The sequence below is a fragment of the Herbaspirillum sp. 1173 genome, from assembly GCF_031455335.1.
Lineage (GTDB): Bacteria > Pseudomonadota > Gammaproteobacteria > Burkholderiales > Burkholderiaceae_D > Herbaspirillum > Herbaspirillum huttiense.
Map to the genome: position 1 here is coordinate 254,027 of NZ_JAVDSP010000002.1, position 24,719 is coordinate 278,745.

The window sequence follows — 24,719 nt, forward strand, 5'->3', positions numbered from 1 at the left end:
TTGGAGCGCACTCCAACTTCTAGACTGGCTGCCATGACGACTTCCCTCACCATTGCCCAAGCGGCCGACGCCACAGGCCTGTCGGTGCATACCCTGCGTTACTACGAACGCATCGGCCTGCTCGATCCGGTGGAACGGCGCGACAACCGCCATCGCCGCTACACCCAGGAAGACCTGAACTGGATCGATTTCCTGAAGAAGCTCAAGGCGACAGGTCTGCCGGTGCGCGCCATGCTGCGCTACGCCGAGCTGCGCCGCGAGGGCAATACCCTGGAAAGCGTCAGAGAACGCAAAGCCATGCTGCAGGCGCATACGCTTTGCGTCCAACACACCCTGGCCGAGCTGCAGGAGAACCTGGCCGTCCTGCAGCGCAAGCTGGTCCTGTACGACGAACTGGAGCAAGAGGCCCGTGCTGAACCTGCCCGCGCACTCCCCAACAGCAAAGCCGACGCTCCTCCCCCCGAAAGGATGGCACCATGACCGAACCCCTCACCTCTCACCTGCAACCGGAATCCCACGTGGGTACCCGCCGCCTGGGCAGCAACGGCCCGCTGGTCTCGGCCATCGGCCTGGGCTGCATGGGCATGAGCGATTTCTATGCACAGCGCGACGACGCCGAATCGCTGGCCACCATCGACCGCGCCCTGGAGCTGGGCATCAACCTGCTCGACACGGCCGACATGTACGGCCCCTACACCAATGAAGAACTGATCGGCCGCGCCCTCCAGGGCCGTCGCGACAAGTTCTTCATCGCCACCAAGTTCGGCATCCGGCGCGATCCGGCCAATCCCTCCGCGCGCGGCGTCGACGGCAGTCCGGCCTATATCCGCCAGGCGGTGGAAGGCAGCCTCAAGCGCCTGGGTATCGAGACCATCGATCTCTACTACCAGCACCGCATGGATCCGAACACCCCCATCGAGGCCACCATGGGCGTGCTGGCCGACCTGGTGCAGGCCGGCAAGATCCGCTACATTGGCTTGTCCGAAGCCTCGTCGGCCACGCTGGAGCGGGCGCACCGGGTGCATCCGGTGACGGCGCTGCAAAGCGAATATTCCTTGTGGACGCGCGATCCGGAAACCGAGGTGCTGGCCACCTGCCGCGCACTGGGCATCGGCTTCGTGGCCTACAGCCCGCTGGGACGGGGCTTCCTGACGGGCGCGCTGCAACGCTTCGAGGATCTGGCCGAGGATGATTTCCGCCGCACCAATCCGCGCTTCCAAGGCGAGAATTTCGCCCGCAACCTGCGGCTGGTGGAGCAAGTGAAGGAAATGGCAGCCCGGCATGGCTGCACGCCGAGCCAGCTGGCCCTGGCCTGGGTGATGGCCCAGGACCCGCACATCGTGCCGATCCCCGGCACCAAACGCCGACGCTATCTGGAAGAGAACGCGGGCGCGTTCTCGGTGAAGCTTTCTGCGCAGGACCTGATGGCGCTGGAGGCCGTCTTCCCGCGCGGGGCAGCCGCCGGGGAGCGCTATACCGAGGCCAGCATGAAGATGCTCAACCTCTGACCAGCGCCTTTCTCAAGGCAGGTCAATCGTTGCTGCTGGCTGCCGGATGCTGGGCCAGCGGCACGAAGGTATTGGTCGCCGTATCGTGCGCCAGGATGGACCCGCTCTCGATGTCGTAGACCCAGCCATGCAGCCCCAGCCGGCCCTGTGCCAGCGCCACGGCCACCGAGGGATGGGTGCGGATGTTGTTCAGTTGCGCAATCACGTTCTCGCGCACCATGCCGTCGATGCGGTCCTTTTCGGTTTCGTGGTGGCGCGACTCGTTGATCATCCGGGCGGCATCGGTGTGATGCAGCCAGTTGCGCACGGCCGGCATGTGGTCCAGGCAGGCGCAGGTAGCCACGGCCGTCATGGCACCGCAATCGGAGTGGCCGCAGATGACGATGTCCGACACCTTCAGCTGGGCCACCGCGTATTCCACCGTGGCGCTCACGCCGCCCGGCTCCGGACCGAAGGACGGCACGATGTTGCCGGCATTGCGGATGACGAACAGGTCGCCCGGTTCGCGCTGGGTCACCAGCTCGGGCACCATGCGACTGTCGGAACAGGAAATGAACAGGGTGGTGGGCGTCTGGCCGTTGGCCAGGCTCTTGAACAGTTCTTTGCGGGAAGGGAAGACATCCTGCTGGAAACGCAGGAAGCCATTGATGATGTCGCGCATGTGGGGAATAGCCTTGATTCTTGATGAAGATGGACGCCAGGCGTCCGCGTGAGGCGGATGATATCACCCGCCATCATGCGGGCCCGCACGGACCGTGATCAGCATGATCAGGGATCTGCTTTTCCGTTAAATTTCATCAAGAAATAGCGATTTTTCTACATCTTTTCCTCTTGTCTGCTGATAAAATTTCCGCCTCGAAACTTGCCCGTACGCAATGTGCGACACTTTCGAGCGCATCAACATGAATCGAAGGGCAGTCGGGCTGCCCTTGTCGACATCAACAATTCGGGGAAAAGACTATGTTTAGCAGGTATGTCACGACCGTGGCGGTAGTTGCCATGGTGACGGCGCTGGGGGGTTGCGCCACGGAGAATTCACGCAGTCTGCCGGTGGCCCAGGTGGCCAGCGCGCAACAGGCCTACCAGGGAGCGCGCAGCCCGATCGCCGTCGGCAAGTTCGACAACCGTTCCAGCTATCTGCGCGGCATCTTCTCGGATGGCGTGGACCGTCTGGGCGGCCAGGCCAAGACCATCCTGATCACCCATCTGCAGCAGAGCAACCGCTTCTCCGTGATGGACCGTAACAACATGGGCGAGCTGGCGCAGGAAGCCAAGCTGAACAAACAGACGCAAGCCCTCAAGGGGGCCAGCTATGTGGTCACCGGTGACGTCACCGAGTTCGGCCGCAAGGAAACCGGCGACCGCCAGCTGTTCGGCATCCTTGGCCGAGGCAAGTCGCAGGTGGCCTATGCCAAGGTCGCTCTGAACATCGTGGACGTGAACACCTCGCAGGTGGTGTACTCGGCGCAAGGCGCAGGCGAATACAGCCTGGACAACCGCGAGATCGTCGGATTCGGCGGCACCGCCAGCTACGACTCCACGCTCAATGGCAAGGTGCTTGACCTGGCCATCCGCGAAGCGGTGCAGAACCTGGTGACCGGTATCGATTCCGGCGCATGGAAGCCCTGAGCCCCTCCCACGAACGCAAGAGACCGACCATGATGAACAAGAAACTCGCTGCCGGGTTCGCCCTCGGCCTGGCGCTGGCCCTCTCCGGCTGCGCCAATCACCAGCAGAAATCCCTCTATGGCTGGGGCAATTACCAGGACCAGCTGTACGAACACTTCAAGACCGAAGGCAACGGCAATGCCGCCGAAATCGCCGCGCTTGAAGAGAACCTGCAGAAGATGCGCGCCAACAACGACGCCGTGCCCCCCGGCTACCACGCCCACCTGGGCATGCTGTACGCCGCCATCGGCAAGGAAGACCAGCTGATCCAGGAGCTGCAGACCGAGAAGACGCTGTTCCCGGAATCGGCGCCTTACATGGACTTCCTGATGCGCAACTACAAGAAGGGATTGAGCAAATGATGCTGAACAAATTCAAGGCGCTTGGCGCCGTACTGCTGGCATTGCTGGCTTCGGGCTGCGCCACCAAGCAAAAGCCGTATGACTATGCCGAGTTCAAGGCGGCGCGTCCGGCCTCGATTCTGGTATTGCCGCCGATGAACAGTTCTTCCGAAGTCATCGCCCCTTACGGCATGCTGGCGCAGGCCACCCAGCCGCTGGCCGAATCGGGCTACTACGTGATCCCGGTCTCGCTGGCCAGCGAGACCTTCAAGCAGAACGGCCTGGCCAACGCGGCCGACATTCACGAGGTGCCGGTCAAGAAGCTGCGCGAGATCTTCGGTGCCGACGCCGGGCTCTACATCAACATCACCGACTATGGCACCTCCTACAAGGTGGTGCAGAGCGATACGGTGGTGTCGGCTGAGGCCAAACTGGTCGACCTGCGTTCCGGCAAGACCCTGTGGCAGGGTTCGGCCAGCGCTTCCAGTGCGGAAGGTCGTCAGAACCAGAACAATGGTCTGCTGGGTGTACTGCTCTCGGCCGTGGTCAACCAGATCATCAGCACCACCACCGACGCCAGCTACAAGATGGCCAGCGTGACCAGCAACCGCCTGCTGCGTGCCGGTGGCAACAACGGCCTGCTGTATGGCCCGCGTTCGCCGCAATACCAGAAGGACTGAGCAGGCCCCTGCTCGCAATGCTTGCGTCGCAAGCTCTGCTGAACAGCACAACGCCGCTGCGGATCCTCACCGCAGCGGCGTTTTTTCATCTGCACACAGGGCAGTCAAGACCCGGCCAACTGATATTTGCGGATCTTGTCGTAGAGCGTCTTCTTCGGAATGCCCAGCCGCTCGGCCGCCTGCGCCACGCTGCCCTCGCTGTCCTTGAGCGCGGCGGCGATCAGCCCGGCCTCGAACTGCTCCACCTGCTCCGGCAACGATAGCGCCGGCGATGGCAGTACACCAGCGGTAGCCATCTGCTCCACACCCAACACCCAGCGGTCGGCGAAATTGCGCAGCTCGCGCACATTGCCCGGCCAGTCGCGCTGCTGCCACTGCTGCATCTGCGCCGCCGTCCACGACGGCACCTCGCGCCGGTAGCGCACCGCTGCGGCCTGGCAGAAATGCGCCAGCAGGAGCGGGATGTCGCTGCTGCGCTGGTTCAGCGCCGGCAGGTCGATGGAAACCACACCGATACGGTAATACAGGTCTTCGCGGAACTGCCCCTCGGCCGACAGCTTGAGCAGATCGGCCTTGCTGGCCGCTACCACCCGGCAGTCGATGGCCACCGATTCATTGCCTCCCAGCCGCTCCAGACGGCGTTCCTGCAGCACGCGCAACAGCTTGACCTGCAGGGCCAGCGGCATGCTTTCGATTTCATCCAGGAACAGCGTGCCGCCGTTGGCATATTCCAGCTTGCCGATGCGGCGCTTCTGGGCACCGGTAAAGGCCCCCGCTTCATGGCCGAAGATCTCGCTCTCGAACACCGTCTCCGGCAAGGCCCCGCAGTTCAGGGCCACGAACGGCCCCTTGCGGCCACTGGCGGCGTGCAGCTGGCGCGCCACCACTTCCTTGCCGCTGCCGGTCTGGCCATTGATGAGCACATCCACGTCGGCCGGCCCCAGGCTGCGGATCAGCGTGCGCACCCGCTCGATGGCCGGTGACTGGCCCACCAGCGGCGGCAGTTCGGGATCATGTGCCCAGGCTTCGCGCAGGCGACGGTTCTCCAGCACCAGGCTGCGCTTCTCCTGGGCCCGCAGGGCGATCTCCAGCAGGCTGTCCGAGCCGAACGGTTTTTCCACGAAGTCATAGGCCCCGGCGCGCATCGCCTCGACCGCCATGCTGACATCGCCATGGCCGGTGACCACGATCACCGGCAAATCCGGATCGATGCGCATGACATGGGCCAGCACCTGCAAACCCGACCAGCCCGGCAGGCGCACGTCGGTCACCAGTACGCCGGGGAAATCCCGGGTCAGCAGCGGCAGGGCCTCTTCGGCACTGGCGCAGGCGGTCACCGTAAAACCTTCCAGCTCCAGGGCCTGGGCCGTGGCGCGGCGCACCGCCTGTTCATCTTCGATCAGCAAGGCGCTGGGGGCAGCGGCGGGGTTATCCATCAGATTCATTCTCCGTCTTCAACAGCGGCAGGCGCACCACGAATTCAGCGCCGCCCTGTTCATGATTATGTGCGCTCAACTGGCCGTTCATGGCCTGGACGATGGACGAGGAAATCGCCAGCCCCAGTCCCAACCCCTTGCTCGACGACTTGGTCGTGAAGAAAGGCTCGAACAGGTGCGGCACTACCTCATCAGCGATGCCGGCACCGGAATCGCGGATCCGCAGCACGGCCTGCTGGCGCTCTGCGTCGACCTCCAGGATCACGCAGACGCACTTGCGAGGCGCTTCTTCCACCGCATCGAGCGCATTGCGCAAGAGATTGACGATGACCTGCTCGGTGCGCACGGCGTCGCCGGTCACATGCACAGCCAGCGGCATGGCGATGTGCGTCTCGACCTCTTGCTTCTCGAAGTCGCTGGACAGCAGCCGTAGCGATGCCTCCACCGCGTGGCGCAAGTCGACGGCCGCCACGGCTTGCCCGCTCTTGCGTGCAAACCCCTTCAGTTGGCCGATGATCTTGCCCATGCTGGCACTGGCGTGGCTGATGTGTTCCAGGTTCTCGGCCACCTGCGCGTTCTGGCCGCGTGCCAGAAACTTCACCGAGTTGTCGGCGAAGGCGCGGATGGCGGCCAGCGGCTGGTTCAGTTCATGCGTCATCCCGGCGGCCATCTGGCCCAGCATGGCCAGTTTGCCAGCCTGCACCAGTTCGTCCTGGGTGGTGCGCAACAGGCTCTCGGTCTGCTGCAGCTTGGCGTACTTGGCGGCGATGGCCTGGTTGGCCGCAGTCAGTTCCTGGGTGCGCTGGGCGATCTTCTGGTCCAGTTCCTCGGCGGCGCGGCGCAAGGCGTTGCGCGAGGCCAGCCGCTCCTGCAGGCGGCGCCGGTGCTGGTACCAGGCCAGCAGCGAGATGGCCAGCGCCACCATGAAGAGCGCGGCCGCCATAGCCGAGAGCATGGCCGAACGCTGCATGCGCGCCTGCGAGGGAAACAGCATCAACTGCCATCCCAGCCGCCCCACCGGCCGCGATACATGCGTACCGAAGCCGCGCTGCAAGGTCGGCGGCAAGGTCGAGACCGGCGTGATGGGCAGGTCCGCATACTGATGGGTTCCCTCCAGCTCACGCTGCACCGGCGCGCTCAGGGCTTGCAGGCTGTGGTACTTCCATTCGGGCCGGTTGCTGAGGAACACCACGCCGCCGGCATCGGTGAGCGTGATCGGATCGCTGCTGCTGCGCCAGGTATGTTCGAACTCGGCCAGGTCGACCTTGACCACCATCACCCCGATGGGCAGGTCGCCTTCGGCCTGGTCCTGGCGGCGATAGATGGGCTGGGCGATGAAATAGCCCGGCTCGCTGGAGATGTTGCCGATGCCGTAGAAGCGCCCCGCCCTGCCCTGGATGGCTTCGCGGAAGTAAGGACGAAAACCGAAGTCGCGGCCGACGTAACTGAATTCTTCATCCCAGTTGCTGGAAGCCAGCGTGACCCCATCGCGGTTAAGCATGAAGATATTGACCGCGCGCGACTGCTGCTGGATGGTCTTGAACGCGCGATTGAGCCGATCCACCGACAGCGCATCCTCGGGATGCTGCAAGACCTGCCGCACATCGGACTGGAAGCCCAGGGCAAAGGGCAAAGCTTCATATTTCTGCAGGATCGATTCCAGGTCCAGCGCGGCGATCTGCAATTGCGCGGCGGCCTGATTCTGCTGATCGCTCTCGGCGCGCCCCAGCGCGATGCGATAGGTCAGCCCGCAGACCAGCAAGGTGGCCGCCAGGAACAGGGTCAGGATCAGCAGGTTTCGTCGCGCGCGCATGAAGGATAGGGTCAAAAGCAGCGCGGCGCCCCGCAGGGCGCCGCGTTGGAGGCGTCATGATAACGCGCCGCGCGCCACCGCAGGCAGCCGCGCGCGGACCAGGACCGATCAGGCCGGCTTGTGCAGCTTGCCGGCAGCGGCATCGGCCTCGCCGTGCTCGTCATCCGGATTCATGGCGACATCGCCCTTGAGGTGGCCGTCACGTTGCGGATCCGGCATGCGCAGGCTGATGATCAGCGCCACCAGGCACAGTGCGCTCACGTACCAGTAGAAGGCCGATTCCACGCCCGCCGACTTCAGCGACAGCGCCACGAATTCAGCCGAACCACCGAAGATGGCGTTACCAACCGCATACGACAGGCCCACGCCCAGCGCACGCACTTCAGGCGGGAACATCTCGGCCTTGATCAGGCCGCTGATGGAGGTGTAGAAGCTGACGATGGTCAGGGCCAGGATGGCCAGGGCCATGGCCACGCCGGGGCTGGAAACGTCCTTGAGGAAGTGCAGGATCGGAAAGGTGCCGACCATGCCGAAGAAGGCGAAGCACAGCATGGAGTTGCGGCGGCCAATCTTGTCGGAGATGGCACCGAAGATCGGTTGCAGGATCATGTAGACGAACAGCGCGCCGGTCATGACGCCGTTGGCGACCTTGGGGTCCATGCCGGCGGTGTTGACCAGGTACTTCTGCATGTAGGTGGTGAAGGTGTAGAACATCAGCGAGCCGCCGGCGGTGAAGCCCACCACGTTCAGGAAGGCGCGCTTGTGCTGCAGCAAGCCCTTGAGGGTACCGGCCTCTTTCTTCTTGCGGGCACCGGCCGAGGAGGTCTCGGCCAGCGAGCTGCGCAGGTACATCGCCACCAGCGCACCGACCGCGCCCAGCACGAAGGGAATGCGCCAGCCCCAGGCCATCAGCTCGGCCTTGGTCAGCCACTGCTGCATGGCGAACAGCACCAGCACGGCCAGCAACTGGCCGCCGATCAGGGTCACGTACTGGAAGGAGGCGAAGAAGCCACGGCGGCCATTGGGCGCCACTTCACTCATGTAGGTGGCCGAGGTGCCATATTCACCGCCCACCGACAGGCCCTGGAACAGGCGCGCCAGCAACAGCAGCGCCGGTGCCCAGGCACCGATGGTGGCATAGGTCGGCAGCACGGCCACGGCCAGCGAGCCGCCGCACATCATCAGCACCGAGATCAGCATGGAGGTCTTGCGGCCGTGCTTGTCGGCGATGCGGCCAAACAGCCAGCCACCGATGGGACGCATCAGGAAACCGGCGGCAAACACGCCCGCCGTGTTCAGCAACTGGCTGGTGGGGTCGCCCTTGGGGAAGAAGGCCGGCGCGAAGTAGATCGCACAGAAGGAATAGACGTAGAAGTCGAACCATTCCACCAGATTGCCGGAGGAGGCGCCAAGGATGGCGAAGATACGCTTGCGGTATTCGGTGGCGCTCAAGGGCGTGCTGGTGGTGCTGGGCGCGCTGCTTTGCGGGGTGACACTCATGGAGATCTCCTGTTATGGCCACAGGCCCGTCCGATGGACGCGACGTGCGGCGGGTCATCTTGCTTTGATTGAACCGGAACAAGGCATAACGCAGAGGCCAGCGGGACCAGGCGCGTGAAGACGATGCATGAGCGCATCAGGTGTCTGTCTCCGTGTTTGCTTTTTTGTTTTGATGTTCATATTGCAGGCTTCGTGCCAGCACGAAAAGCTGGGCAGCGATATCGCAATCCATTGATTGCAAAGGGTTTTATCAAAATCACCCAAAAAGAACCCGCCAACCCGGTGCGGATTCCCGGAATGCTGCTGCGCGGCATGTCCGGGAATCCAGCCACGCGCGCAATGAAAAAACGGCGCATGTCTTTCGACATGCGCCGTTTTCAAGGTCTTGCGGTCTTTACAGTCTTGCGATCCGACCGAGGCTGCGATCAGCGTTCGGACAAGGCATCCATGACGCACAGGGCCGTCATGTTGATGATGCGGCGCACGGTCGCCGACGGGGTCAGGATATGCACCGGCTTGGCGCAACCCAGCAGGATCGGGCCAATGGCCACACCGTTGCCCGATGCAGTCTTGAGCAGGTTGTAGGCGATGTTGGCGGCATCGATGTTGGGCATGACCAGCAAGTTGGCGTCACCCTTCAGCGGCGAATCCGGAATCACCGCATTCAAGAGCTTGGAATCGAGCGCGGTATCGCCGTGCATTTCGCCATCGACTTCCAGGTCCGGCGCGATCTCGCGCAGGATGGCCAAGGCTTCGCGCATCTTGCGGGCCGATTCGCTGTTGCTGGAACCGAAGTTCGAATGCGACAGCAGTGCAGCACGCGGATGCAGGCCGAAACGGCGCATTTCCTCCGCGGCCAGCATGGTGATCTCGGCCAGCTCGCGGGCGTTGGGGTTTTCGTTGACGTGGGTGTCCACCATCACCAGCTGGCGATTGGGCAGGATCACCGCATTCATCGCGGCATAAACGTTCACGCCTTCACGCTTGCCCAGCACCTGGTCGATGTAGTGCAGGTGCAGCTGGGTGGTGCCGTAGGTGCCGCAGATCATGCCGTCGGCATCGCCCTTGTGGATGGCCATGGAGCCGATCAGGGTATGGCGGCGGCGCATTTCCAGCTTGGCGTACTGCTCGGTGACACCCTTGCGGCGCGACATCTCCAGGAAGCTCTGCCAGTAATCGCGGTAGCGGTTGTCGAAGTTGGGGTTGATGACCTCGAAGTCGGTGCCGGCACGCAGGCGCAGGCCGAACTTCTTGATGCGCTGTTCCAGCACTTCCGGACGGCCCACCAGGATGGGCTTGGCCAGGTTTTCATCGACGATCACCTGGACCGCACGCAGCACGCGCTCTTCTTCACCTTCGGCGTAGACGATGCGCTTCTTGGCCTCGGCGGCCTTCTTGGCGACCTGGAAGATCGGGCGCATGAAGGTACCGCTGTGGTAGACGAACTGTTCCAGCTTCTCGATGTAGGCATCCATGTCCTGGATCGGACGGGCCGCCACGCCGGAGCTTTCGGCTGCACGCGCCACGGCCGGCGCGATCTTGATCATCAGGCGCGGGTCGAAGGGCTTGGGAATGATGTATTCCGGGCCGAAGGACAGGTTGGCGATGCCATAGGTCGAGGCCACGATATCGGACTGCTCGGCCTGGGCCAGTTCGGCGATGGCGTGGACGGTGGCGATCTCCATCTCGCGGGTAATGGTGGTGGCACCCGAATCGAGCGCGCCGCGGAAGATGTAGGGGAAGCACAGCACGTTGTTGACCTGGTTCGGATAATCCGAACGGCCGGTGGCGATGATGGCGTCGTCACGCACGGCCATCACTTCTTCCGGCAGGATTTCCGGAGTCGGGTTGGCCAGTGCCAGCACCAGCGGACGGGCCGCCATCTGCTTGACCATCTCGGGTTTCAACACGCCGGCGGCGGACAGGCCCAGGAAGATGTCGGCCTCCGGGATCACTTCGGCCAGGGTGCGGGCGTCGGTTTCGCGGGCGAAACGTTCCTTGTCCGGGTCCATCAGTTCCTTGCGGCCCTTGTAGACCACGCCGGCCAGGTCGGTGACGAAGATGTTTTCGATCGGGAAGCCGAGGTCGACGATCAGGTCCAGGCAGGCCAGCGCAGCCGCGCCCGCGCCGGAGACCACCAGCTTGACGTTCTTGATGTCCTTGTTGACGACCTTCAGGCCGTTCAGGATGGCCGCGCCGACGATGATGGCGGTACCGTGCTGGTCATCGTGGAAGACCGGGATCTTCATCTTCTCGCGCAGCTTGCGCTCGATGTAGAAGCATTCCGGCGCCTTGATGTCTTCCAGGTTGATGCCGCCGAAGGTCGGCTCCAGGGCCGCGATGACGTCGATCAGCTTGTCCGGGTCGGTTTCATTGATTTCGATGTCGAAGACGTCGATGCCGGCGAACTTCTTGAACAGCACGCCCTTGCCTTCCATGACCGGCTTGGACGCCAGCGCACCGATGTTGCCCAGTCCCAGCACGGCGGTACCGTTGGTGATCACGGCCACCAGGTTGCCACGGGCGGTGTAGCGGAAGGCGTTGAGCGGGTCGGCGACGATTTCTTCGCAGGCCGCCGCCACGCCCGGAGAATACGCGAGGGAGAGATCACGCTGGTTGGTCAGCAGCTTGGTGGGCGTGACCGCGATCTTGCCCGGGGTCGGAAACTCATGGTAATCCAGCGCTGCCTGACGAAGTTGCTGACGCACTTCTTCTTTCTTACTGATCATCGAATCCATACTCTGTATTCTCTAGTTGACTTGCGAAGGGGGTCGATTCTAGCAGAGGTCGGCCTTCAATCATAGGCCGCCGGGCTCATGCTGCTCCGCGCAAAGCCTTTTCCGGACTGGCTTTGCGGCCTGTCACCCCAAACCCGTGATGACCGCGAACATGGCCTTTCCGGAGCCAGATGACGACCAGTTGTCGCCTGATGTGCGCAGTTGCGCGCAGCTTGATTTCCCGTACGAGAGGCTGACACCGCCCTTGACTATCCGGTATTGGGGAAAACCCCTATCCCTTCACTCGCCTCACTTGCGTCCTGCCGTAACGCCACATCAAGGCAATTTGCGCTGCATCGCAACATGCGTCGTCGCCGGGATATTGTGCGCCTGAAGCCGTGACGGATTGGTTACAATCGCGCCATGCTTTCCGAATTCGAACTCATCGCGCGCTATTTCAGCCGCCCGCCCGCTCCTGACAGCCGCACGGCCTTGGGTGTGGGTGACGACTGCGCGCTGATGACACCGGCCCCGGGGATGCAGCTGGCCATTTCCAGCGACATGCTGGTGGCAGGCCGCCACTTCTTCCCGGATGCCGATCCCCTGCTGCTGGGCCACAAGTGCCTGGCCGTCAATCTCTCCGACCTGGCCGCCATGGGCGCGCAGCCGATCGCCTTCACGCTGGCCCTGGCCTTGCCGGAAGCCCGCGCTGACTGGCTGGCACCGTTCTCGCAAGGCATGCTGGCGCTGGCCGATGCCCATGGCTGCGAGCTCATCGGCGGCGACACCACCAAGGGCCCGCTGACCATCAGCATCACGGTCTTCGGTGAAGTGCCACCGTTACAGGCGCTGCGCCGCGATGCTGCCCGTGCGGGCGATGACATCTGGGTCTCCGGCACGCTGGGCGATGCCCGTCTGGCACTGGCCGGCTACCGCCAGGAATTCGACATCAACAGCGAAGCGCTGCAGCTGGCTGCCCCGCGCATGCATGCGCCTACCCCGCGCGTGGCGCTGGGTCTGGCCCTGCGCGGCATAGCCCATGCCGCCATCGACATCTCCGATGGCCTGGCGGGCGACCTCGGCCACATCCTCGATCGTTCACATGTGGGGGCGACGCTGGACGTGGACGCCCTGCCGCCCGGCCCGGCCTTGCAGCAGCGCGACCTGCACCTGCGCCGCCGCTTTACCTTGTCCGGTGGCGACGATTACGAACTTTGCTTCACTGCCCCGGCGCGCCAGCGCGAGGCGGTCCTGAAGGCGGCCCAGTCCGCCGGCACCACCGTCACCCGCATCGGCCAGATCGATGCGCAGGCCGGTCTGCGGCTGCTGGATGCCGCTGGTGAACCGCTGCAGGACACACCGGATTCCTTCGATCATTTCCGTTCATGAACCCAGCTTCTTCGCCCTTCCCGCCGCCGCCTTCGGCCTCTCCCCGCAAACGCAAGCCGACCCCGCACTTCATGCTGGCGCATCCGGCCCACTGGATCGCCCAGGGCTTCGGCAGCGGCCTCTCGCCCATCATGCCGGGCACGGCCGGAACGCTCTTCGCATGGCTGTCCTACGTGGTGCTGTCGACACGCTGGCCGCACGTCTTCACGGCGGCCAACTGGCTGGCGATCATTGCGGCCGGGTTCATCATCGGCATCTGGGCCTGCCATCGTACCGGGCAGGCGCTCAATTCGCCCGATGACGGCAGCATGGTGTGGGATGAGATCATCGCCTTCTGGCTGGTGCTGGTGCTGGTGATGCCGGCCAGCCTGAAGACGCAGTTCGCGGCTTTTGTGGTGTTCCGCTTCTTCGACATGGTCAAGCCGCCCCCGATCGCCTGGTTCGACCGGCGCTTCAAGGGCGGTTTCGGCGTGATGTGGGATGACATCGTGGCGGCCTTCTACACCTTGCTGGTGTTCGCGTTTTGGCGCACTTATTGGTAACGGGAAGTGAACAATCGGAGCTTGTCCGATACAACATTTCCTGACATCGGAGTATGCTAGTTCACGCACGTCGTTGATCAACCGACCGCAGCGCGCCCGCCACCCTGGGCAGACTGCGGCACAGCCGAGGATGACACTCATGGACAGCACCCTGGACCTGGCCACCCGCGTCGGCCACACCCTCAAAGCCAAAGGCCTGCTCCTGGCCACTGCAGAATCCTGTACCGGTGGCGGCATCGCCCACGCCATCACTGAAATCGCCGGATCCTCGGAATGGTTCGATTGCGGTTTCGTGACCTATTCGAATGCTTCCAAGAACGAATTGCTGGATATTTCCGAAGCCCTGATCGCCCAGCATGGCGCAGTCAGCGAGGAAATCGCCGGTGCCATGGCCGAAGGGGCAGTGGCCAACAGCAGCTCGGACGTGGCCGTCTCCACCACCGGCATCGCCGGCCCCGGCGGTGCGGTACCGGGCAAGCCGGTTGGCACGGTCTGCTTCGGCTGGCGCGTGGGCGACAAGACCTATACCGAACGCCTGGTCTTCAAGGGCGACCGCCAGCAGGTACGGGCCCAGACCGTGGAACATTCGCTCAAGGGCTTGCTGAAGCTTCTGGCAGACTGAAGCGGCACGCATGAAGAAAAAGGCGGCGCTCCCATGGAGTCGCCGCCTTTTTCTTCATCTGTGCTTGCGCGGATCAGCGGAAGCGGTTGATCTCGTCACGCGTCTGGATGGCCACCCGGCGCGCCGCAGCGGCGAAATCTTCGCCGGCTTCCGGCTTGGCGTAGAGGATGGCACGTGAAGAATTGATCATCATGCCCGTGCCCGAGGCCGTCTTGCCGGAGGTGACCGTCGCTTGCACGTCGCCCCCCTGGGCACCCACGCCCGGCACCAGCAGCGGCATGTCGCCGATGATGGCGCGCACCTGCGCCAGTTCGTGCGGGAAAGTGGCACCGACCACCAGGCCGCACTGGCCATTGGTATTCCACTTCTCGGCCACCAGGCGCGCCACGTGCTGGTACAGCGGCTTGCCATCGACTTCCAGGAATTGCAGGTCGGAACCACCGGCGTTGGAGGTGCGGCACAGCACGATCACGCCGCGATCCTTCCATTCCAGATAGGGCGAGACCGAGTCCCAGCCCATGTAGGGGCTGACCGTGACGACGTCGGCGTCATAGCGCTCGAAAGCTTCGCGGGCATACTGCTCGGCAGTGGCGCCGATGTCGCCGCGCTTGGCATCGAGCACCAGCGGGATCTCGGGGTAGTTCGTGCGCAGGTAGGCGCAGATGCGCTCCAGCTGCTCTTCCGCGCCGAGGGCAGCGAAATAGGCGATCTGCGGCTTGAAGGCACAGGCGGCTTCGGCGGTGGCATCGATGATGGCGCGGCAGAATTCGAAGATCGCGTCCGGCTTGCCCTGCAGCTCGGCGGGGAATTTCTTGAGGTCGGGGTCCAGGCCGACGCACAGCAGGGAATTGCGCGAAGTCCACGCAGCGTTGAGTTTCTCGATGAATGTCACGGTGATGCCTTTAACTGAAAGATGCGCTATTGTAGCGCGCCGGCCTGTCCAGACCTCGATTTTTGACTGATGTTCAGGGTTTTTCACGGAACATCGGGCACTTCAGGAGGTTTGCATGGTCTCATGCGCTCCCTTTGCTTCACTTTTTGCTACGAGGAAAACAACATGAAAAAACTCTTCGCCTGGCTGGCCATTGCCATGACGGCCCTCACCCTCTCCGGCTGCGGCTACAACGAATTCCAGGCCAAGGATGAAGCCACCAAGGCGGCTTGGGGCGAAGTGGTCAACCAGTACCAGCGCCGCGCCGACCTGATCCCGAACCTGGTCAACACCGTAAAGGGCTATGCCTCGCACGAGAAGGACACCCTGGAAGCCGTCACCCGCGCCCGCGCTGCGGCCACCAGCTTCCAGATCACCCCGGAAGTGCTCAACGACCCCAAGGCCTTTGCCAAATTCCAGGAAGTACAGGGGCAATTGTCGTCGGCGCTGTCGCGCCTGATGGCGGTCTCCGAGAACTACCCGCAGTTGAAGGCCGACACCAGCTTCCGCGACCTGCAATCCCAGCTGGAAGGCACCGAAAACCGCATCACCGTAGCCCGCCAGCGCTATATTGCCGCTGTGAAGGATTACAACATCCTGGCGCGCAGCTTCCCCACCAACATCACGGCCAAGCTGTTCAGCTATGAAGTCAAACCCTCGTTCACGGTAGAAAACGAAAAAGCCATCTCGACCGCGCCCGCGGTCAACTTCGGCAAGTAAGCACAGGAGCCCAGATTGGCCATGCGCAAGCTGCTCCTGACCTGCTGGCTGCTGGCGTGGATCGCGCTGGCCGCCCCGGCCCGTGCCGATGACGGCCTGGTGCCGGTGCCGCCGCTATCGGCCCACGTGATCGACCAGGTCCACCTGCTGCAGCCGCAGCAGCGCCAGGCCCTCGAAGGCGTTCTGGCCGAGATCGAACAGCGCACCGGCAGCCAGATCGGCGTGTTGCTGATGTCCTCCACCGCGCCCGAAGCCATCGAGCAATACAGCATCCGCGTGGCCGAGGCCTGGAAGCTGGGCCGCAAGGGCGTCGATGACGGCGTGATCCTGATCGTCGCCAAGGACAATCCCAAATCCCTGCGCCGCCTGCGCATCGAAGCAGGGCGTGGGGTACAGGGCAGCCTCACGGATGCGCAATCCAAACGCATCCTGGAAGACGTGATCGCCCCGCATTTCCGCCAGAACGATTTCTATGGCGGGCTGGCGGCGGGAGTGACGGCCATCACCACCTTGCTGGAACAGGAAAAGCTGCCACCGGCCAAGCGCTCGTCCAGTGCGGTACAGACCGATGATGGCGGCGGATGGATCACGCTGATGGTGATCGGGCTGTTCCTGGTCGTGTTCTTCACGGTATTGCTCAAGTCGCGCCGCAGCAGCCGCAATGCCCTCAACAGCAATGACTGGGGCCGCGGCGGCAGCACGACCGCCGGCGTCATCATCGGCAGCCTGGTCGACGAGGCCTTGCGCCAGGCCAGTTCCGGACGGGGCGGTTCGCGTTCGGGTGGCGGCGGCTTCGGTGGTGGATTTGGCGGATCATCCGGCGGCGGCTTCTCCGGCGGTGGCGGCACATTCGATGGCGGCGGTGCCTCGGGAGACTGGTGACATGGCGCACAACAACGCATCCCCTTCCCTGTTTGCGCGCATGTTGCGCCACTTGCGCATGACGCGTGCGGCGGCACGGCGCATCTTTCCCTCTTCCACCCTCAAGGCGATCCAGGCCAGCATCGGCGAAGGTGAGCGGCAGCATCGCGCGCAAGTGCGCGTGATCGTCGAAGCCGCGCTCACGCTGGGCGCAGTGCGGCGCGGCGAGAGCGCGCGGCAGCGCGCGCATGAGCTGTTTTCGCATTACCGCATCTGGGATACCGAAGAAAACTGCGGCGTGCTGGTCTATCTCAACCTGGCCGACCGCAAGGTCGAGATCGTGGCTGATCGCGGCATCAACGCCCGCGTCACGCGGGAGCAATGGCAGCAGGTGTGCAAGCAGATGACTGCCGGATATGCCGCCGGCCAATACGAGGCCAGCACACTGCAGGCACTCGCCAGCCTGCACGCCATCCTGGCGAAGGTCTTGCCGCGCGACCCTGGGGGCCGCGACGAGCTGCACAACGAACTCTCGGACAAACCCTTGCTACTTTGATGCCATGAAAATACTGTTCTGGCTGGTGGCGCTTGCCGCACTGTTGCTGCTCCTGCGCATGATCATGCGCCGCGTGATGCCCCGGCCGCAGCCACCCGTGCATTATCGCGCTCCCTCCTATTACACCAAGGCACGCTATAGCTCACCGGGTGTTCCTGCAAGCAACGGCGCTGGCTGGGCCGGCGACGTCAGCAGCTCCGGCAGTGGCTCTGACGGAGGAAGCGGGGGCGACTGCGGCGGCGGGGATGGCGGCGGAGGGGGTGATGGCGGAGGCGGCGGCTGCGATTGAAGCCGCCCGTTCTTCATCTCAACCGTTTTCGTAGACCCACTGCAACAAGGCATCCTGCGCCTGCTGCCCATTCGGCGCAGCAGCGTGATTGATCAGGAACACCACCACATAAGTCTTGCCCGAGGCCGCCTGCACATAGCCCGCAATCGAACGCACGTCATTGAGCGTGCCCGTCTTGATGTGCGCCTGTCCGGCCACGCTTTGCGTCTTCAGGCGACGGCGCATGGTGCCGTCGTAACCGACCAGCGGCAGCGAGGAGACGAATTCCGGCATCAACGGCGAACGGTAGGCCTGTACCAGCACGCTGGCCAGCAGCGCCGGCGTGACGCGCTCCACGCGCGAAAGACCGGCGCCGTTCTCGATGGCCAGGCCATTGGTATCGATGCCCTTGTCATTGAGCCAGCCGCGCACCGCGCGCGCGGCATTGACGGTGTCACCGGGCTGGCCGGTCATCTCCGCCCCCAGCGTCAGCAGCACCTGGCGCGCCATCACGTTGTTGCTGTACTTGTTGATGTCGCGGATGACTTCCGGCAACGGCGGCGACTGCACTTCCACCATCAGCCGCGCCGAAGGCGTGACCTGCCCGTTGACCACACGCCCGGCAAAACTGCCGCCGAGGTCGGCCCACATTTGTACAAAACTCGCGCCTACATACTGCACATTGTTCATGCGATACGGATGGACATACCACACGCGCGGCCCGCAGTCGGCGCTGTAGCTGCCGGTGAAACTGACGGCGTTGGGGTCGTTGTTCATCTTCAGCTTGCCCTGCCAGTCGCCGCAGGGCTCCTGCGACAAGCGCGGCGGCGTGACGGTGATGCCGGCCATCGGTGGATCCATGCTCACGCTGACCACGCCACTGGCGGCATCCGGCTCAAAACGGAAAGCCTGGGTGCGGTAATTCATCAGCAGGGCATCGGGGCCGGCGTTGTATGGCTTTTGCGGATCGCCATCGAACTGCGAGGGGTCATAGCTGGACTCCGCAAAATACGTACGATCCAGCACCAGGTTGCCGCGAATGTCCTTGATGCCGCGTGCGCGCAGCTGGCGCAGGAACAGCCAGAAATTCTCCAGCACCAGCTTGGGATCGCCCCCGCCCTTGAGGATCAGGTCGCCATTGAGCACGCCCCCGGCAAGCGTGCCATCGATGTAGGCCTGGGTCTTCCAGGTATAGGTCGGCCCGAGGATTTCGAGCGCGGCATCCGTGGTCACCAGCTTCATCACGGAGGCCGGATTGAATGGCTGCCCGGTATTGTTGGCCGCCAGCATGCGCTTGCCGTTGTCGGCATCGACCACCACGACGCCGGTATTCTGCTGCGGAATATGGGCCACGCGCAGCGCCCCCACCACCGCAGGCGGCAAGCCCTGTGCATGGACGAGGGGGACGGCGCTGCTGGCCAGCAGCGCCAGCCACAACGAAGAAAGACCAAGCCGGGGAGACTTCACGAGACGGGGGAAGCGGAACATGATGGAGACGGAAATGAGGAGCAGGCATTATAAGGGGATGCATGACCGGCCGTCGGTGCAGCAGGCGGGGATGACGACATCGGCGCGTCACCTTGCCATGCGACACTAGAGTCTGTTCTCATCCTGCTTGAAAGACGCGATGTGAACGGCCCGGCCTGACACTGACCAATGCCCGGCGGAAACGGTTCCCCGTGTGCGCAAGATCCCGGTCAAGGCAAGCGCAGAGCGGGCTTGCGAACAGCCGCCAGATGGCGTTACGCTGCGTGACTGATAATCATCGCTTGCATGTAATCGTGCGTACCAGAAACTCCGGCGACCGCTGGCCCGGCTGACATCACCCGCGGACCAGACGAAAGAAAAACATGAACATGTCCTCCCCCTCCAATCCCGATTGCCCCACCCCGCGACCGCCCGCTGCACGCCTGCTGGCCTTGCTGCTGGACGTACTCAATCCGATCGCCCTGCTACGCCAGCGTCCCGCGCGTTCCGGCGAGGCGAGCCAGGCGGCGCTGGCCGGCAAGGGCGTGCGCTTCGTGCAGCGCATCTACCGTCTGCGGGTGATTGGCCTTGGCGTGGGATTTTTCTGCGTCGCCGCCGGCTTCCTGCAGCATCCCGTGCCATGGCCGCTGTGGCTGTTGCTGGGTGTGCATGGCTACCTGTGGCCGCATCTGGCGCGCCAGTGGGCCCTCAGGTCGGCGATCCCGTATCGTGCCGAACGACGCAACCTGGTGATCGACGCCGCCTTTGGCGGTTTCTGGATTGCAGCGCTGCAGGGCAACCTGGTGCCCAGTGCGGTCATCATCTCGATGCTGTCGATGGACAATATCGCCGCCGGCGGACTGCGCCTGTTCATGCGCGGCCTGTACGCAACCCTGGTGGCGGGCGTGCTGGGATGGTGGCTGCTGGGTGCGCATTTCCTGCCGCAGTCGGACCTGACCACCATCCTCGCCTGCCTGCCGATGATGATGCTCTATCCCCTGGCGCTGGGACAGTCGACCTACCTGATGTCGAAGAAGCTGGCCGATCGCTCACGCCAGTTCGAAATCGTCAGCCAGCTCGACGGGCTCACGCTGCTGTTCAATCGCCGCTACTGGGAGAGCCTGCTGCTGGGCGAATTCGAACGCCTGCACCGCCAGAGCTCCGCGCAGCACCAGACCTTCCTGCTGTTGCTGGACCTGGACCACTTCAAGAGCATCAACGACACCTGGGGCCACCTGATCGGCGACGAAGTGCTGCGCAACTTCGCGCGCCTGCTGCGGACCATGCTGCGCGAACAGGATGCGATCGGACGTTACGGCGGTGAGGAATTCGGCGTGATCCTGCGCGACGTGTCGCCAGCCGATGCGCTGGCGCTGTCACAGCGGGTGATCGAAGCGGCGCGCACCAGAAATGATGAAAACAATTTATATGGTTGTACGGTCAGTGCCGGACTGGTGCCCTTCTCTGCGGACATGGACGCTCATTTCGTCTGGCTGCAACGCGCCGACCACGCCATGTACTGCGCCAAGGAAACCGGGCGCGATCGCCTGGTGGTCTGGGATCCGGCGCTGGAGCGCGCGCCGCGCATGCCCAATCAGCCGCCGCCTCCCTGCTGCGTATAGGCGTGCAGCGAAGAAGCCACGAAAGCGATGGACGCAAAAAAGGCCGATGTTTTCGGGGCCGCCACGAGACCACTGTGAAAACATCGACCTAGGGAAATCAAGGCGGGGCGATCAGCATGACGGAATGATAGGCGTACTTCCCTAAAAAAATGCCTGCGCCGATGCCCCGGCCACTGCCGCAACGAGCGGCAAAGCGGGCCGCAGAAAGCCCGCTAAATTAGCACTGGCAGTGCTTCCAGTACTAAAAGCGCAAGCAGTGCGCCGAAGACCGCACCCACTGCTCTCAAACTGGTTCGGACCATCCGTGACGCCACCGGAACCTCGCCGCAGAGCAACAAACCCGCCAGCGCCATGGGAATGAAGAACATCAGATTGTTCATGATGAGGTTGGGCATGATGCGTCTCCTGGTCGAGTTTATTGGTTTTGCGCGGGGTTGCTGCGCGTACTCTGTTCGGGCTTGCCTCGTTTCGAGTATAGGCCGTACACCATGGAAGACAAGGCTCACCCGGCGAGAATCGGTGCTGCACAGCAGCGTCCAGAGCAGCGAAATACCGCTTCACCATCCTCGCTGTGAAGCAGAAAGCTTCCGCTCCGTCTTGTTGCAGATGCACAAATTTTCGGCAACGCGGGCGAATTTGCCTTGACCCTGTTTTCCGCGCGGGCGTAGAATTCGCCCGTTCTCATTTTTTGGAGTCCCTCTCATGGGCACTTGTTCGGGTGACAGTTGTTGCCGGTTAATTCCGGGTTAAGCCTCAGCAAGGATTTCAGCAGGACTTCATCCTGTCGTCATCTTGCACCAGGCAGATGACGGCAATTCATGTCGGCAGCGCGCGGTCTTTCCAGGCCGGTTTTCAGCAGCGCCGCTGACAACGACATTCCCTCACAACGACAGATCGACGATCGACCGCCGCAGACACGGCGTCAGAACGCAGCTGCATCGCGACCGCATTGCCCGCTCCATCGAGCCGGCAGCCGGCTCGCCTGATGCCGCGCGCGTCATGACGCACCGCCTTCCGCATGGCCAGCCGCCATGCGGCTGCACGTCTGTTGCCGCCGTCAGGTGCCGATGACAGGGTCTCCGCTCAACCAGGCGGAGGCTGCAATGCGACAGACACATTCATCATGAACACGCGAAGACCCAGCGCGCCGCGTCCGGCCGCCCGTCTTGGCGGGGGCCGTCCACGGCGCTGACCCCGATGCCGGCCTGCCCTGCTGCAGGCCGACGCGATGCAAACCGCTTCGTCCACGGGACGAGGCCCAACAAGAAAAGAAGCACGCCATGAATCTGAACCTGCTGAAAGAAACCTTTGTCAGCTTCATCCGCGCACGCGGTATGGACCGTCACTTCCGCCGCCTGGGCATGGACATGTTCCGCAGCGCCCCGGTGACCAAGGAAGTCCCGCAAACCCTGGCCGAGCAATTGAGCGAAGCCTCCCGCAGCGAAGCCCGGGCCCTGTTGCAGCGCCTGCAGTCGCGCCCCGACGGCCTGACCGAAGCGGAAGCCGATGCCATCCGTGAACACAGCGGCCCCAATGAAGTCGAGCACGAAAAGCCGCTGACCTGGTACGTCCACCTCTGGCACTGCTACAAAAACCCCTTCAACCTGCTGCTGACCCTGCTGGCCGCGGTCTCCTTCTACACCGAGGACATGAAGGCCGCCATCGTCATCGGCACCATGGTGGTGGTCTCGACCTTGCTGCGCTTCGTGCAGGAAGCACGTTCCAACACCGCCGCCGACAAGCTCAAGGCCATGGTCAGCAACACCGCGACCGTGATGCGCCACGACCAGGTCGAAGAGATCGCCGCCGAAGCGCAGCGTTACTTCGACGTGATGCTGCACCCCAAGGGCGCGCGCCGCGTCGAGGTACCGATCCACAAGCTGGTGCCCGGCGATATCGTGCTGCTCTCGGCGGGCGACATGATCCCCGCTGACCTGCGCCTCTTGGCCGCCAAGGACCTGTTCGTGAGCCAGGCCGCGATGACCGGCGAATCGCTGCCCGTAGAAAAATTCGTCACCCCCAGCAACCTCAACACCAGCAGCCCGCTGGAGCTGGACAACCTCTGCTTCATGGGCACCAACGTCGTCAGCGGCTCGGCTACGGGCGTGGTGCTGACCACCGGCAAGCGCACGTATTTTGGTGCGCTGGCTGAGCGCGTCACCGCCACTGACCGCACGCCGACTGCCTTCCAGGCGGGCGTCAACAAGGTCAGCTGGCTGTTGATCCGCTTCATGCTGGTGATGACGCCGGTGGTGTTCTTCATCAACGGTTTCACCAAGGGCGACTGGGTGGAAGCCTTCCTGTTCGGTCTCTCCGTGGCCGTAGGCCTGACGCCCGAGATGCTGCCCATGATCGTGACCTCGACCCTGGCCAAGGGCGCGGTGGCACTGTCGCGCAAGAAGGTGATCGTCAAGCGGCTCGATGCGATCCAGAACTTCGGTGCGATGGACGTGCTGTGTACCGACAAGACCGGCACGCTCACGCAGGACAAGATTTTCCTGGAACGTCATACCGACATTCATGGCGAACCCGACGACGAAGTGCTGCAATACGCCTACCTGAACAGTTATTACCAGACCGGCCTGAAGAACCTGCTGGACGTGGCCGTGCTGGAGCACGCCGAGCTGCAACGTGAAATGTCCATCGCCTCGGCCTATCGCAAGGTCGACGAAATTCCTTTCGACTTCCAGCGCCGCCGCATGTCGGTGGTGGTGTCCGAGCGCGAGGATCACCACGAGCTGATCTGCAAGGGTGCGGTCGAGGAAATCGTCTCGGTGTGCTCGCGCGCCCGCGTCAATGGCGAAGTGGTACCGCTGACCCCGGCCTTGCTGGAAGAGATCCGCGCCACCACCGGCAGCCTCAACGCCGAGGGCCTGCGCGTGGTCGGCGTGGCCGCCAAGGACTTGCCGCCGACCAAGGAGGTGTACAGCCTGGCTGACGAATCGGATCTGGTGCTGATCGGTTACATCGCCTTCCTCGATCCGCCCAAGGAATCGACCGCCCCTGCCCTGGCCGCATTGCGTGCGCATGGCGTGAAGGTCAAGATCCTGACCGGCGACAACGAACTGGTCACCGCCAAGATCTGCCGTGAGGTCGGGCTGGAGGTCAAGGGCATGCTGCTGGGTTCGTATGTCGAGAAGATGAGCGATGCGGAGCTGTCGCAGGCGGTGGAGACGGTGACGGTCTTCGCCAAGCTCTCGCCGGCGCACAAGGAACGCATCGTGCGCGTTCTGCATGATCGCGGACACGTGGTCGGCTTCATGGGTGATGGAATCAATGATGCGCCGGCGCTGCGTGCTGCCGACATCGGTATCTCGGTGGATACGGCGGTGGATATTGCCAAGGAAGCGGCGGATCTGATCCTGCTGGAGAAGAGCCTGATGGTGCTGGAAGAAGGCGTGCTGGAAGGCCGCAAGACCTTCGCCAACATGCTGAAATACATCAAAATGACGGCCAGCTCGAACTTCGGCAATGTCTTCTCGGTCTTGATTGCCAGTGCATTCCTGCCTTTCCTGCCGATGCTGCCCTTGCATCTGCTGGTGCAGAACCTGCTGTATGACGTCTCGCAGATCTCGATTCCCTTCGACAACGTCGACAAGGAATTCCTGGAAAAGCCGCAGCGCTGGGATGCCGGTGACATCGGCCGCTTCATGGTCTTCTTCGGTCCGATCAGCTCGATCTTTGATATCACGACCTTTGCGCTGATGTGGTATATCTTCGGCGCCAGCACGCCGGAACATCAAACCCTGTTCCAGTCCGGCTGGTTCATTGAAGGGCTGCTGTCGCAGACGCTGATCGTGCACATGATCCGCACGCGCCGCATCCCCTTCTTCCAGAGCCGCGCCTCGTGGCCGCTGATGGGGATGACACTGGTCATCATGGCCATCGGCATTGCGATCCCGATGACGCCGCTGGCGCATTACTTCAAGCTGGAGGCGCTGCCGCTGTCGTACTTCCCGTGGCTGGTGGCGATCCTGGTCGCCTATGCGGTGCTGATCCAGGGGATGAAGGGGTGGTATGCCCGGCGGTATGGGTGGCAGTGAGCTGATGAATCAGTAACGATCGTTACTGATCAGAG

General features: G+C 63.3%; 22 protein-coding genes. 13 read left to right on the forward strand and 9 right to left on the reverse strand.

The genetic code is table 11. The features are described from left to right. Nucleotides 1–33: 33 nt before the first annotated feature. Nucleotides 34–480: a MerR family transcriptional regulator gene (locus J2X56_RS09190; protein WP_134137453.1), complete on the forward strand. Its 447-nt coding sequence runs from the start codon at nt 34–36 to the stop codon at nt 478–480. Then, a complete protein-coding gene (locus tag J2X56_RS09195; RefSeq protein WP_121045185.1) occupies nt 477–1,508 on the forward strand; it encodes an aldo/keto reductase in 1,032 nt (343 codons plus the stop codon). Before J2X56_RS09190 ends, J2X56_RS09195 begins: the two co-directional genes overlap by 4 nt. Before the next feature lie 22 nt (nt 1,509–1,530). Here the strand turns inward: J2X56_RS09195 and J2X56_RS09200 are convergent, their stop codons facing one another. Next, the gene (locus J2X56_RS09200; protein WP_034338314.1) at nt 1,531–2,169 is read right to left on the reverse strand and encodes a carbonic anhydrase; all 639 of its coding nucleotides are present in this window, start codon (nt 2,167–2,169) and stop codon (nt 1,531–1,533) included. Between the two features lie 299 nt (nt 2,170–2,468). Between J2X56_RS09200 and J2X56_RS09205 the strand changes: the two genes are divergently transcribed. The 3 genes from J2X56_RS09205 to J2X56_RS09215 are packed head-to-tail and all read left to right on the forward strand — an operon-like array spanning nt 2,469 to nt 4,197. After that, complete coding sequence (locus tag J2X56_RS09205; protein ID WP_310159760.1) at nt 2,469–3,137, forward strand: CsgG/HfaB family protein; 669 nt, start codon at nt 2,469–2,471, stop codon at nt 3,135–3,137. A 29-nt stretch (nt 3,138–3,166) separates the two neighbouring features. Beyond that, complete coding sequence (locus J2X56_RS09210; protein WP_121045189.1) at nt 3,167–3,538, forward strand: DUF4810 domain-containing protein; 372 nt, start codon at nt 3,167–3,169, stop codon at nt 3,536–3,538. Beyond that, nucleotides 3,535–4,197 (forward strand): DUF799 domain-containing protein, encoded by a 663-nt coding sequence (locus tag J2X56_RS09215; RefSeq protein WP_034338319.1) that lies wholly within the window; start codon nt 3,535–3,537, stop codon nt 4,195–4,197. Before J2X56_RS09210 ends, J2X56_RS09215 begins: the two co-directional genes overlap by 4 nt. 104 nt (nt 4,198–4,301) lie before the next feature. Here the strand turns inward: J2X56_RS09215 and J2X56_RS09220 are convergent, their stop codons facing one another. From J2X56_RS09220 to J2X56_RS09240, 5 genes are all read right to left on the reverse strand, one after another. Continuing rightward, on the reverse strand, nt 4,302–5,633 hold the full coding sequence (locus J2X56_RS09220) for a sigma-54 dependent transcriptional regulator (RefSeq protein WP_310159764.1): 1,332 nt from the start codon (nt 5,631–5,633) through the stop codon (nt 4,302–4,304). Then, entirely contained in the window at nt 5,626–7,446 is a 1,821-nt protein-coding gene (locus J2X56_RS09225) for an ATP-binding protein (protein WP_310159766.1), read from the reverse strand. The genes J2X56_RS09220 and J2X56_RS09225 overlap by 8 nt, the downstream gene beginning before the upstream one ends. A gap of 108 nt (nt 7,447–7,554) precedes the next feature. Next, the gene (locus tag J2X56_RS09230; protein ID WP_134137455.1) at nt 7,555–8,946 is read right to left on the reverse strand and encodes an MFS family transporter; all 1,392 of its coding nucleotides are present in this window, start codon (nt 8,944–8,946) and stop codon (nt 7,555–7,557) included. Between the two features lie 176 nt (nt 8,947–9,122). Next, nucleotides 9,123–9,314 carry a hypothetical protein gene (locus tag J2X56_RS09235; protein WP_310159768.1) on the reverse strand — a complete coding sequence of 64 codons (192 nt, stop codon included), beginning with the start codon at nt 9,312–9,314 and terminating at the stop codon, nt 9,123–9,125. Between the two features lie 57 nt (nt 9,315–9,371). Continuing rightward, nucleotides 9,372–11,684 (reverse strand): NADP-dependent malic enzyme, encoded by a 2,313-nt coding sequence (locus tag J2X56_RS09240; RefSeq protein WP_121045199.1) that lies wholly within the window; start codon nt 11,682–11,684, stop codon nt 9,372–9,374. Nucleotides 11,685–12,086: 402 nt separating this feature from the next. Here J2X56_RS09240 and thiL point away from each other — a divergent pair, with 402 nt between their 5' ends. The 3 genes from thiL to J2X56_RS09255 all read left to right on the forward strand — a co-directional run bounded on the left by thiL (nt 12,087) and on the right by J2X56_RS09255 (nt 14,216). Further along, on the forward strand, nt 12,087–13,052 hold the full coding sequence (gene thiL / locus J2X56_RS09245) for a thiamine-phosphate kinase (RefSeq protein ID WP_134137457.1): 966 nt from the start codon (nt 12,087–12,089) through the stop codon (nt 13,050–13,052). Next, nucleotides 13,049–13,594: a phosphatidylglycerophosphatase A gene (locus J2X56_RS09250; protein ID WP_134137458.1), complete on the forward strand. Its 546-nt coding sequence runs from the start codon at nt 13,049–13,051 to the stop codon at nt 13,592–13,594. The genes thiL and J2X56_RS09250 overlap by 4 nt, the downstream gene beginning before the upstream one ends. 139 nt (nt 13,595–13,733) lie before the next feature. Then, on the forward strand, nt 13,734–14,216 hold the full coding sequence (locus J2X56_RS09255) for a CinA family protein (RefSeq protein WP_088754874.1): 483 nt from the start codon (nt 13,734–13,736) through the stop codon (nt 14,214–14,216). Nucleotides 14,217–14,289: 73 nt separating this feature from the next. Here the strand turns inward: J2X56_RS09255 and pyrF are convergent, their stop codons facing one another. Next, nucleotides 14,290–15,108 (reverse strand): orotidine-5'-phosphate decarboxylase, encoded by an 819-nt coding sequence (gene pyrF / locus J2X56_RS09260; protein ID WP_121045205.1) that lies wholly within the window; start codon nt 15,106–15,108, stop codon nt 14,290–14,292. Nucleotides 15,109–15,273: 165 nt separating this feature from the next. On the opposite strand from pyrF, the gene J2X56_RS09265 reads away from it, so the two are divergent. The 3 genes from J2X56_RS09265 to J2X56_RS09275 are packed head-to-tail and all read left to right on the forward strand — an operon-like array spanning nt 15,274 to nt 17,284. Continuing rightward, nucleotides 15,274–15,867 carry a LemA family protein gene (locus J2X56_RS09265; RefSeq protein ID WP_039784541.1) on the forward strand — a complete coding sequence of 198 codons (594 nt, stop codon included), beginning with the start codon at nt 15,274–15,276 and terminating at the stop codon, nt 15,865–15,867. Between the two features lie 21 nt (nt 15,868–15,888). Beyond that, the gene (locus tag J2X56_RS09270; protein WP_204725816.1) at nt 15,889–16,749 is read left to right on the forward strand and encodes a YgcG family protein; all 861 of its coding nucleotides are present in this window, start codon (nt 15,889–15,891) and stop codon (nt 16,747–16,749) included. Nucleotide 16,750: 1 nt separating this feature from the next. Beyond that, nucleotides 16,751–17,284 carry a TPM domain-containing protein gene (locus tag J2X56_RS09275; protein ID WP_134137461.1) on the forward strand — a complete coding sequence of 178 codons (534 nt, stop codon included), beginning with the start codon at nt 16,751–16,753 and terminating at the stop codon, nt 17,282–17,284. A gap of 307 nt (nt 17,285–17,591) precedes the next feature. Here the strand turns inward: J2X56_RS09275 and dacB are convergent, their stop codons facing one another. Further along, nucleotides 17,592–19,040 (reverse strand): D-alanyl-D-alanine carboxypeptidase/D-alanyl-D-alanine-endopeptidase, encoded by a 1,449-nt coding sequence (dacB, locus tag J2X56_RS09280; protein ID WP_121045216.1) that lies wholly within the window; start codon nt 19,038–19,040, stop codon nt 17,592–17,594. A gap of 362 nt (nt 19,041–19,402) precedes the next feature. On the opposite strand from dacB, the gene J2X56_RS09285 reads away from it, so the two are divergent. After that, on the forward strand, nt 19,403–20,641 hold the full coding sequence (locus J2X56_RS09285) for a diguanylate cyclase (protein WP_245202204.1): 1,239 nt from the start codon (nt 19,403–19,405) through the stop codon (nt 20,639–20,641). Between the two features lie 212 nt (nt 20,642–20,853). On the opposite strand, the gene J2X56_RS09290 is transcribed toward J2X56_RS09285, so the two are convergent. Continuing rightward, the gene (locus J2X56_RS09290; RefSeq protein ID WP_006462830.1) at nt 20,854–21,036 is read right to left on the reverse strand and encodes a hypothetical protein; all 183 of its coding nucleotides are present in this window, start codon (nt 21,034–21,036) and stop codon (nt 20,854–20,856) included. Between the two features lie 885 nt (nt 21,037–21,921). On the opposite strand from J2X56_RS09290, the gene mgtA reads away from it, so the two are divergent. Next, nucleotides 21,922–24,684, forward strand: coding sequence for a magnesium-translocating P-type ATPase (mgtA, locus tag J2X56_RS09295; RefSeq protein WP_310159772.1), 2,763 nt, complete (start codon nt 21,922–21,924; stop codon nt 24,682–24,684). The last annotated feature ends 35 nt before the right edge of the window (nt 24,685–24,719 follow it).

What these genes read in the sequence shown, in the direction of transcription:
- J2X56_RS09265 (WP_039784541.1), top strand. Translation starts at nt 15,274, where the DNA reads ATGAAAAAACTCTTCGCCTGGCTGGCCATTGCCATGACGGCCCTCACC.
- J2X56_RS09225 (WP_310159766.1), bottom strand. Translation starts at nt 7,446, where the DNA reads ATGCGCGCGCGACGAAACCTGCTGATCCTGACCCTGTTCCTGGCGGCC.
- dacB (WP_121045216.1), bottom strand. Translation starts at nt 19,040, where the DNA reads ATGTTCCGCTTCCCCCGTCTCGTGAAGTCTCCCCGGCTTGGTCTTTCT.
- J2X56_RS09220 (WP_310159764.1), bottom strand. Translation starts at nt 5,633, where the DNA reads ATGGATAACCCCGCCGCTGCCCCCAGCGCCTTGCTGATCGAAGATGAA.
- J2X56_RS09255 (WP_088754874.1), top strand. Translation starts at nt 13,734, where the DNA reads ATGGACAGCACCCTGGACCTGGCCACCCGCGTCGGCCACACCCTCAAA.
- J2X56_RS09275 (WP_134137461.1), top strand. Translation starts at nt 16,751, where the DNA reads ATGGCGCACAACAACGCATCCCCTTCCCTGTTTGCGCGCATGTTGCGC.
- thiL (WP_134137457.1), top strand. Translation starts at nt 12,087, where the DNA reads ATGCTTTCCGAATTCGAACTCATCGCGCGCTATTTCAGCCGCCCGCCC.
- J2X56_RS09230 (WP_134137455.1), bottom strand. Translation starts at nt 8,946, where the DNA reads ATGAGTGTCACCCCGCAAAGCAGCGCGCCCAGCACCACCAGCACGCCC.
- mgtA (WP_310159772.1), top strand. Translation starts at nt 21,922, where the DNA reads ATGAATCTGAACCTGCTGAAAGAAACCTTTGTCAGCTTCATCCGCGCA.
- J2X56_RS09235 (WP_310159768.1), bottom strand. Translation starts at nt 9,314, where the DNA reads ATGTCGAAAGACATGCGCCGTTTTTTCATTGCGCGCGTGGCTGGATTC.
- J2X56_RS09270 (WP_204725816.1), top strand. Translation starts at nt 15,889, where the DNA reads ATGCGCAAGCTGCTCCTGACCTGCTGGCTGCTGGCGTGGATCGCGCTG.
- J2X56_RS09190 (WP_134137453.1), top strand. Translation starts at nt 34, where the DNA reads ATGACGACTTCCCTCACCATTGCCCAAGCGGCCGACGCCACAGGCCTG.
- J2X56_RS09210 (WP_121045189.1), top strand. Translation starts at nt 3,167, where the DNA reads ATGATGAACAAGAAACTCGCTGCCGGGTTCGCCCTCGGCCTGGCGCTG.
- J2X56_RS09215 (WP_034338319.1), top strand. Translation starts at nt 3,535, where the DNA reads ATGATGCTGAACAAATTCAAGGCGCTTGGCGCCGTACTGCTGGCATTG.
- J2X56_RS09200 (WP_034338314.1), bottom strand. Translation starts at nt 2,169, where the DNA reads ATGCGCGACATCATCAATGGCTTCCTGCGTTTCCAGCAGGATGTCTTC.
- J2X56_RS09205 (WP_310159760.1), top strand. Translation starts at nt 2,469, where the DNA reads ATGTTTAGCAGGTATGTCACGACCGTGGCGGTAGTTGCCATGGTGACG.
- J2X56_RS09250 (WP_134137458.1), top strand. Translation starts at nt 13,049, where the DNA reads ATGAACCCAGCTTCTTCGCCCTTCCCGCCGCCGCCTTCGGCCTCTCCC.
- J2X56_RS09240 (WP_121045199.1), bottom strand. Translation starts at nt 11,684, where the DNA reads ATGGATTCGATGATCAGTAAGAAAGAAGAAGTGCGTCAGCAACTTCGT.
- J2X56_RS09285 (WP_245202204.1), top strand. Translation starts at nt 19,403, where the DNA reads ATGAACATGTCCTCCCCCTCCAATCCCGATTGCCCCACCCCGCGACCG.
- J2X56_RS09290 (WP_006462830.1), bottom strand. Translation starts at nt 21,036, where the DNA reads ATGCCCAACCTCATCATGAACAATCTGATGTTCTTCATTCCCATGGCG.
- J2X56_RS09195 (WP_121045185.1), top strand. Translation starts at nt 477, where the DNA reads ATGACCGAACCCCTCACCTCTCACCTGCAACCGGAATCCCACGTGGGT.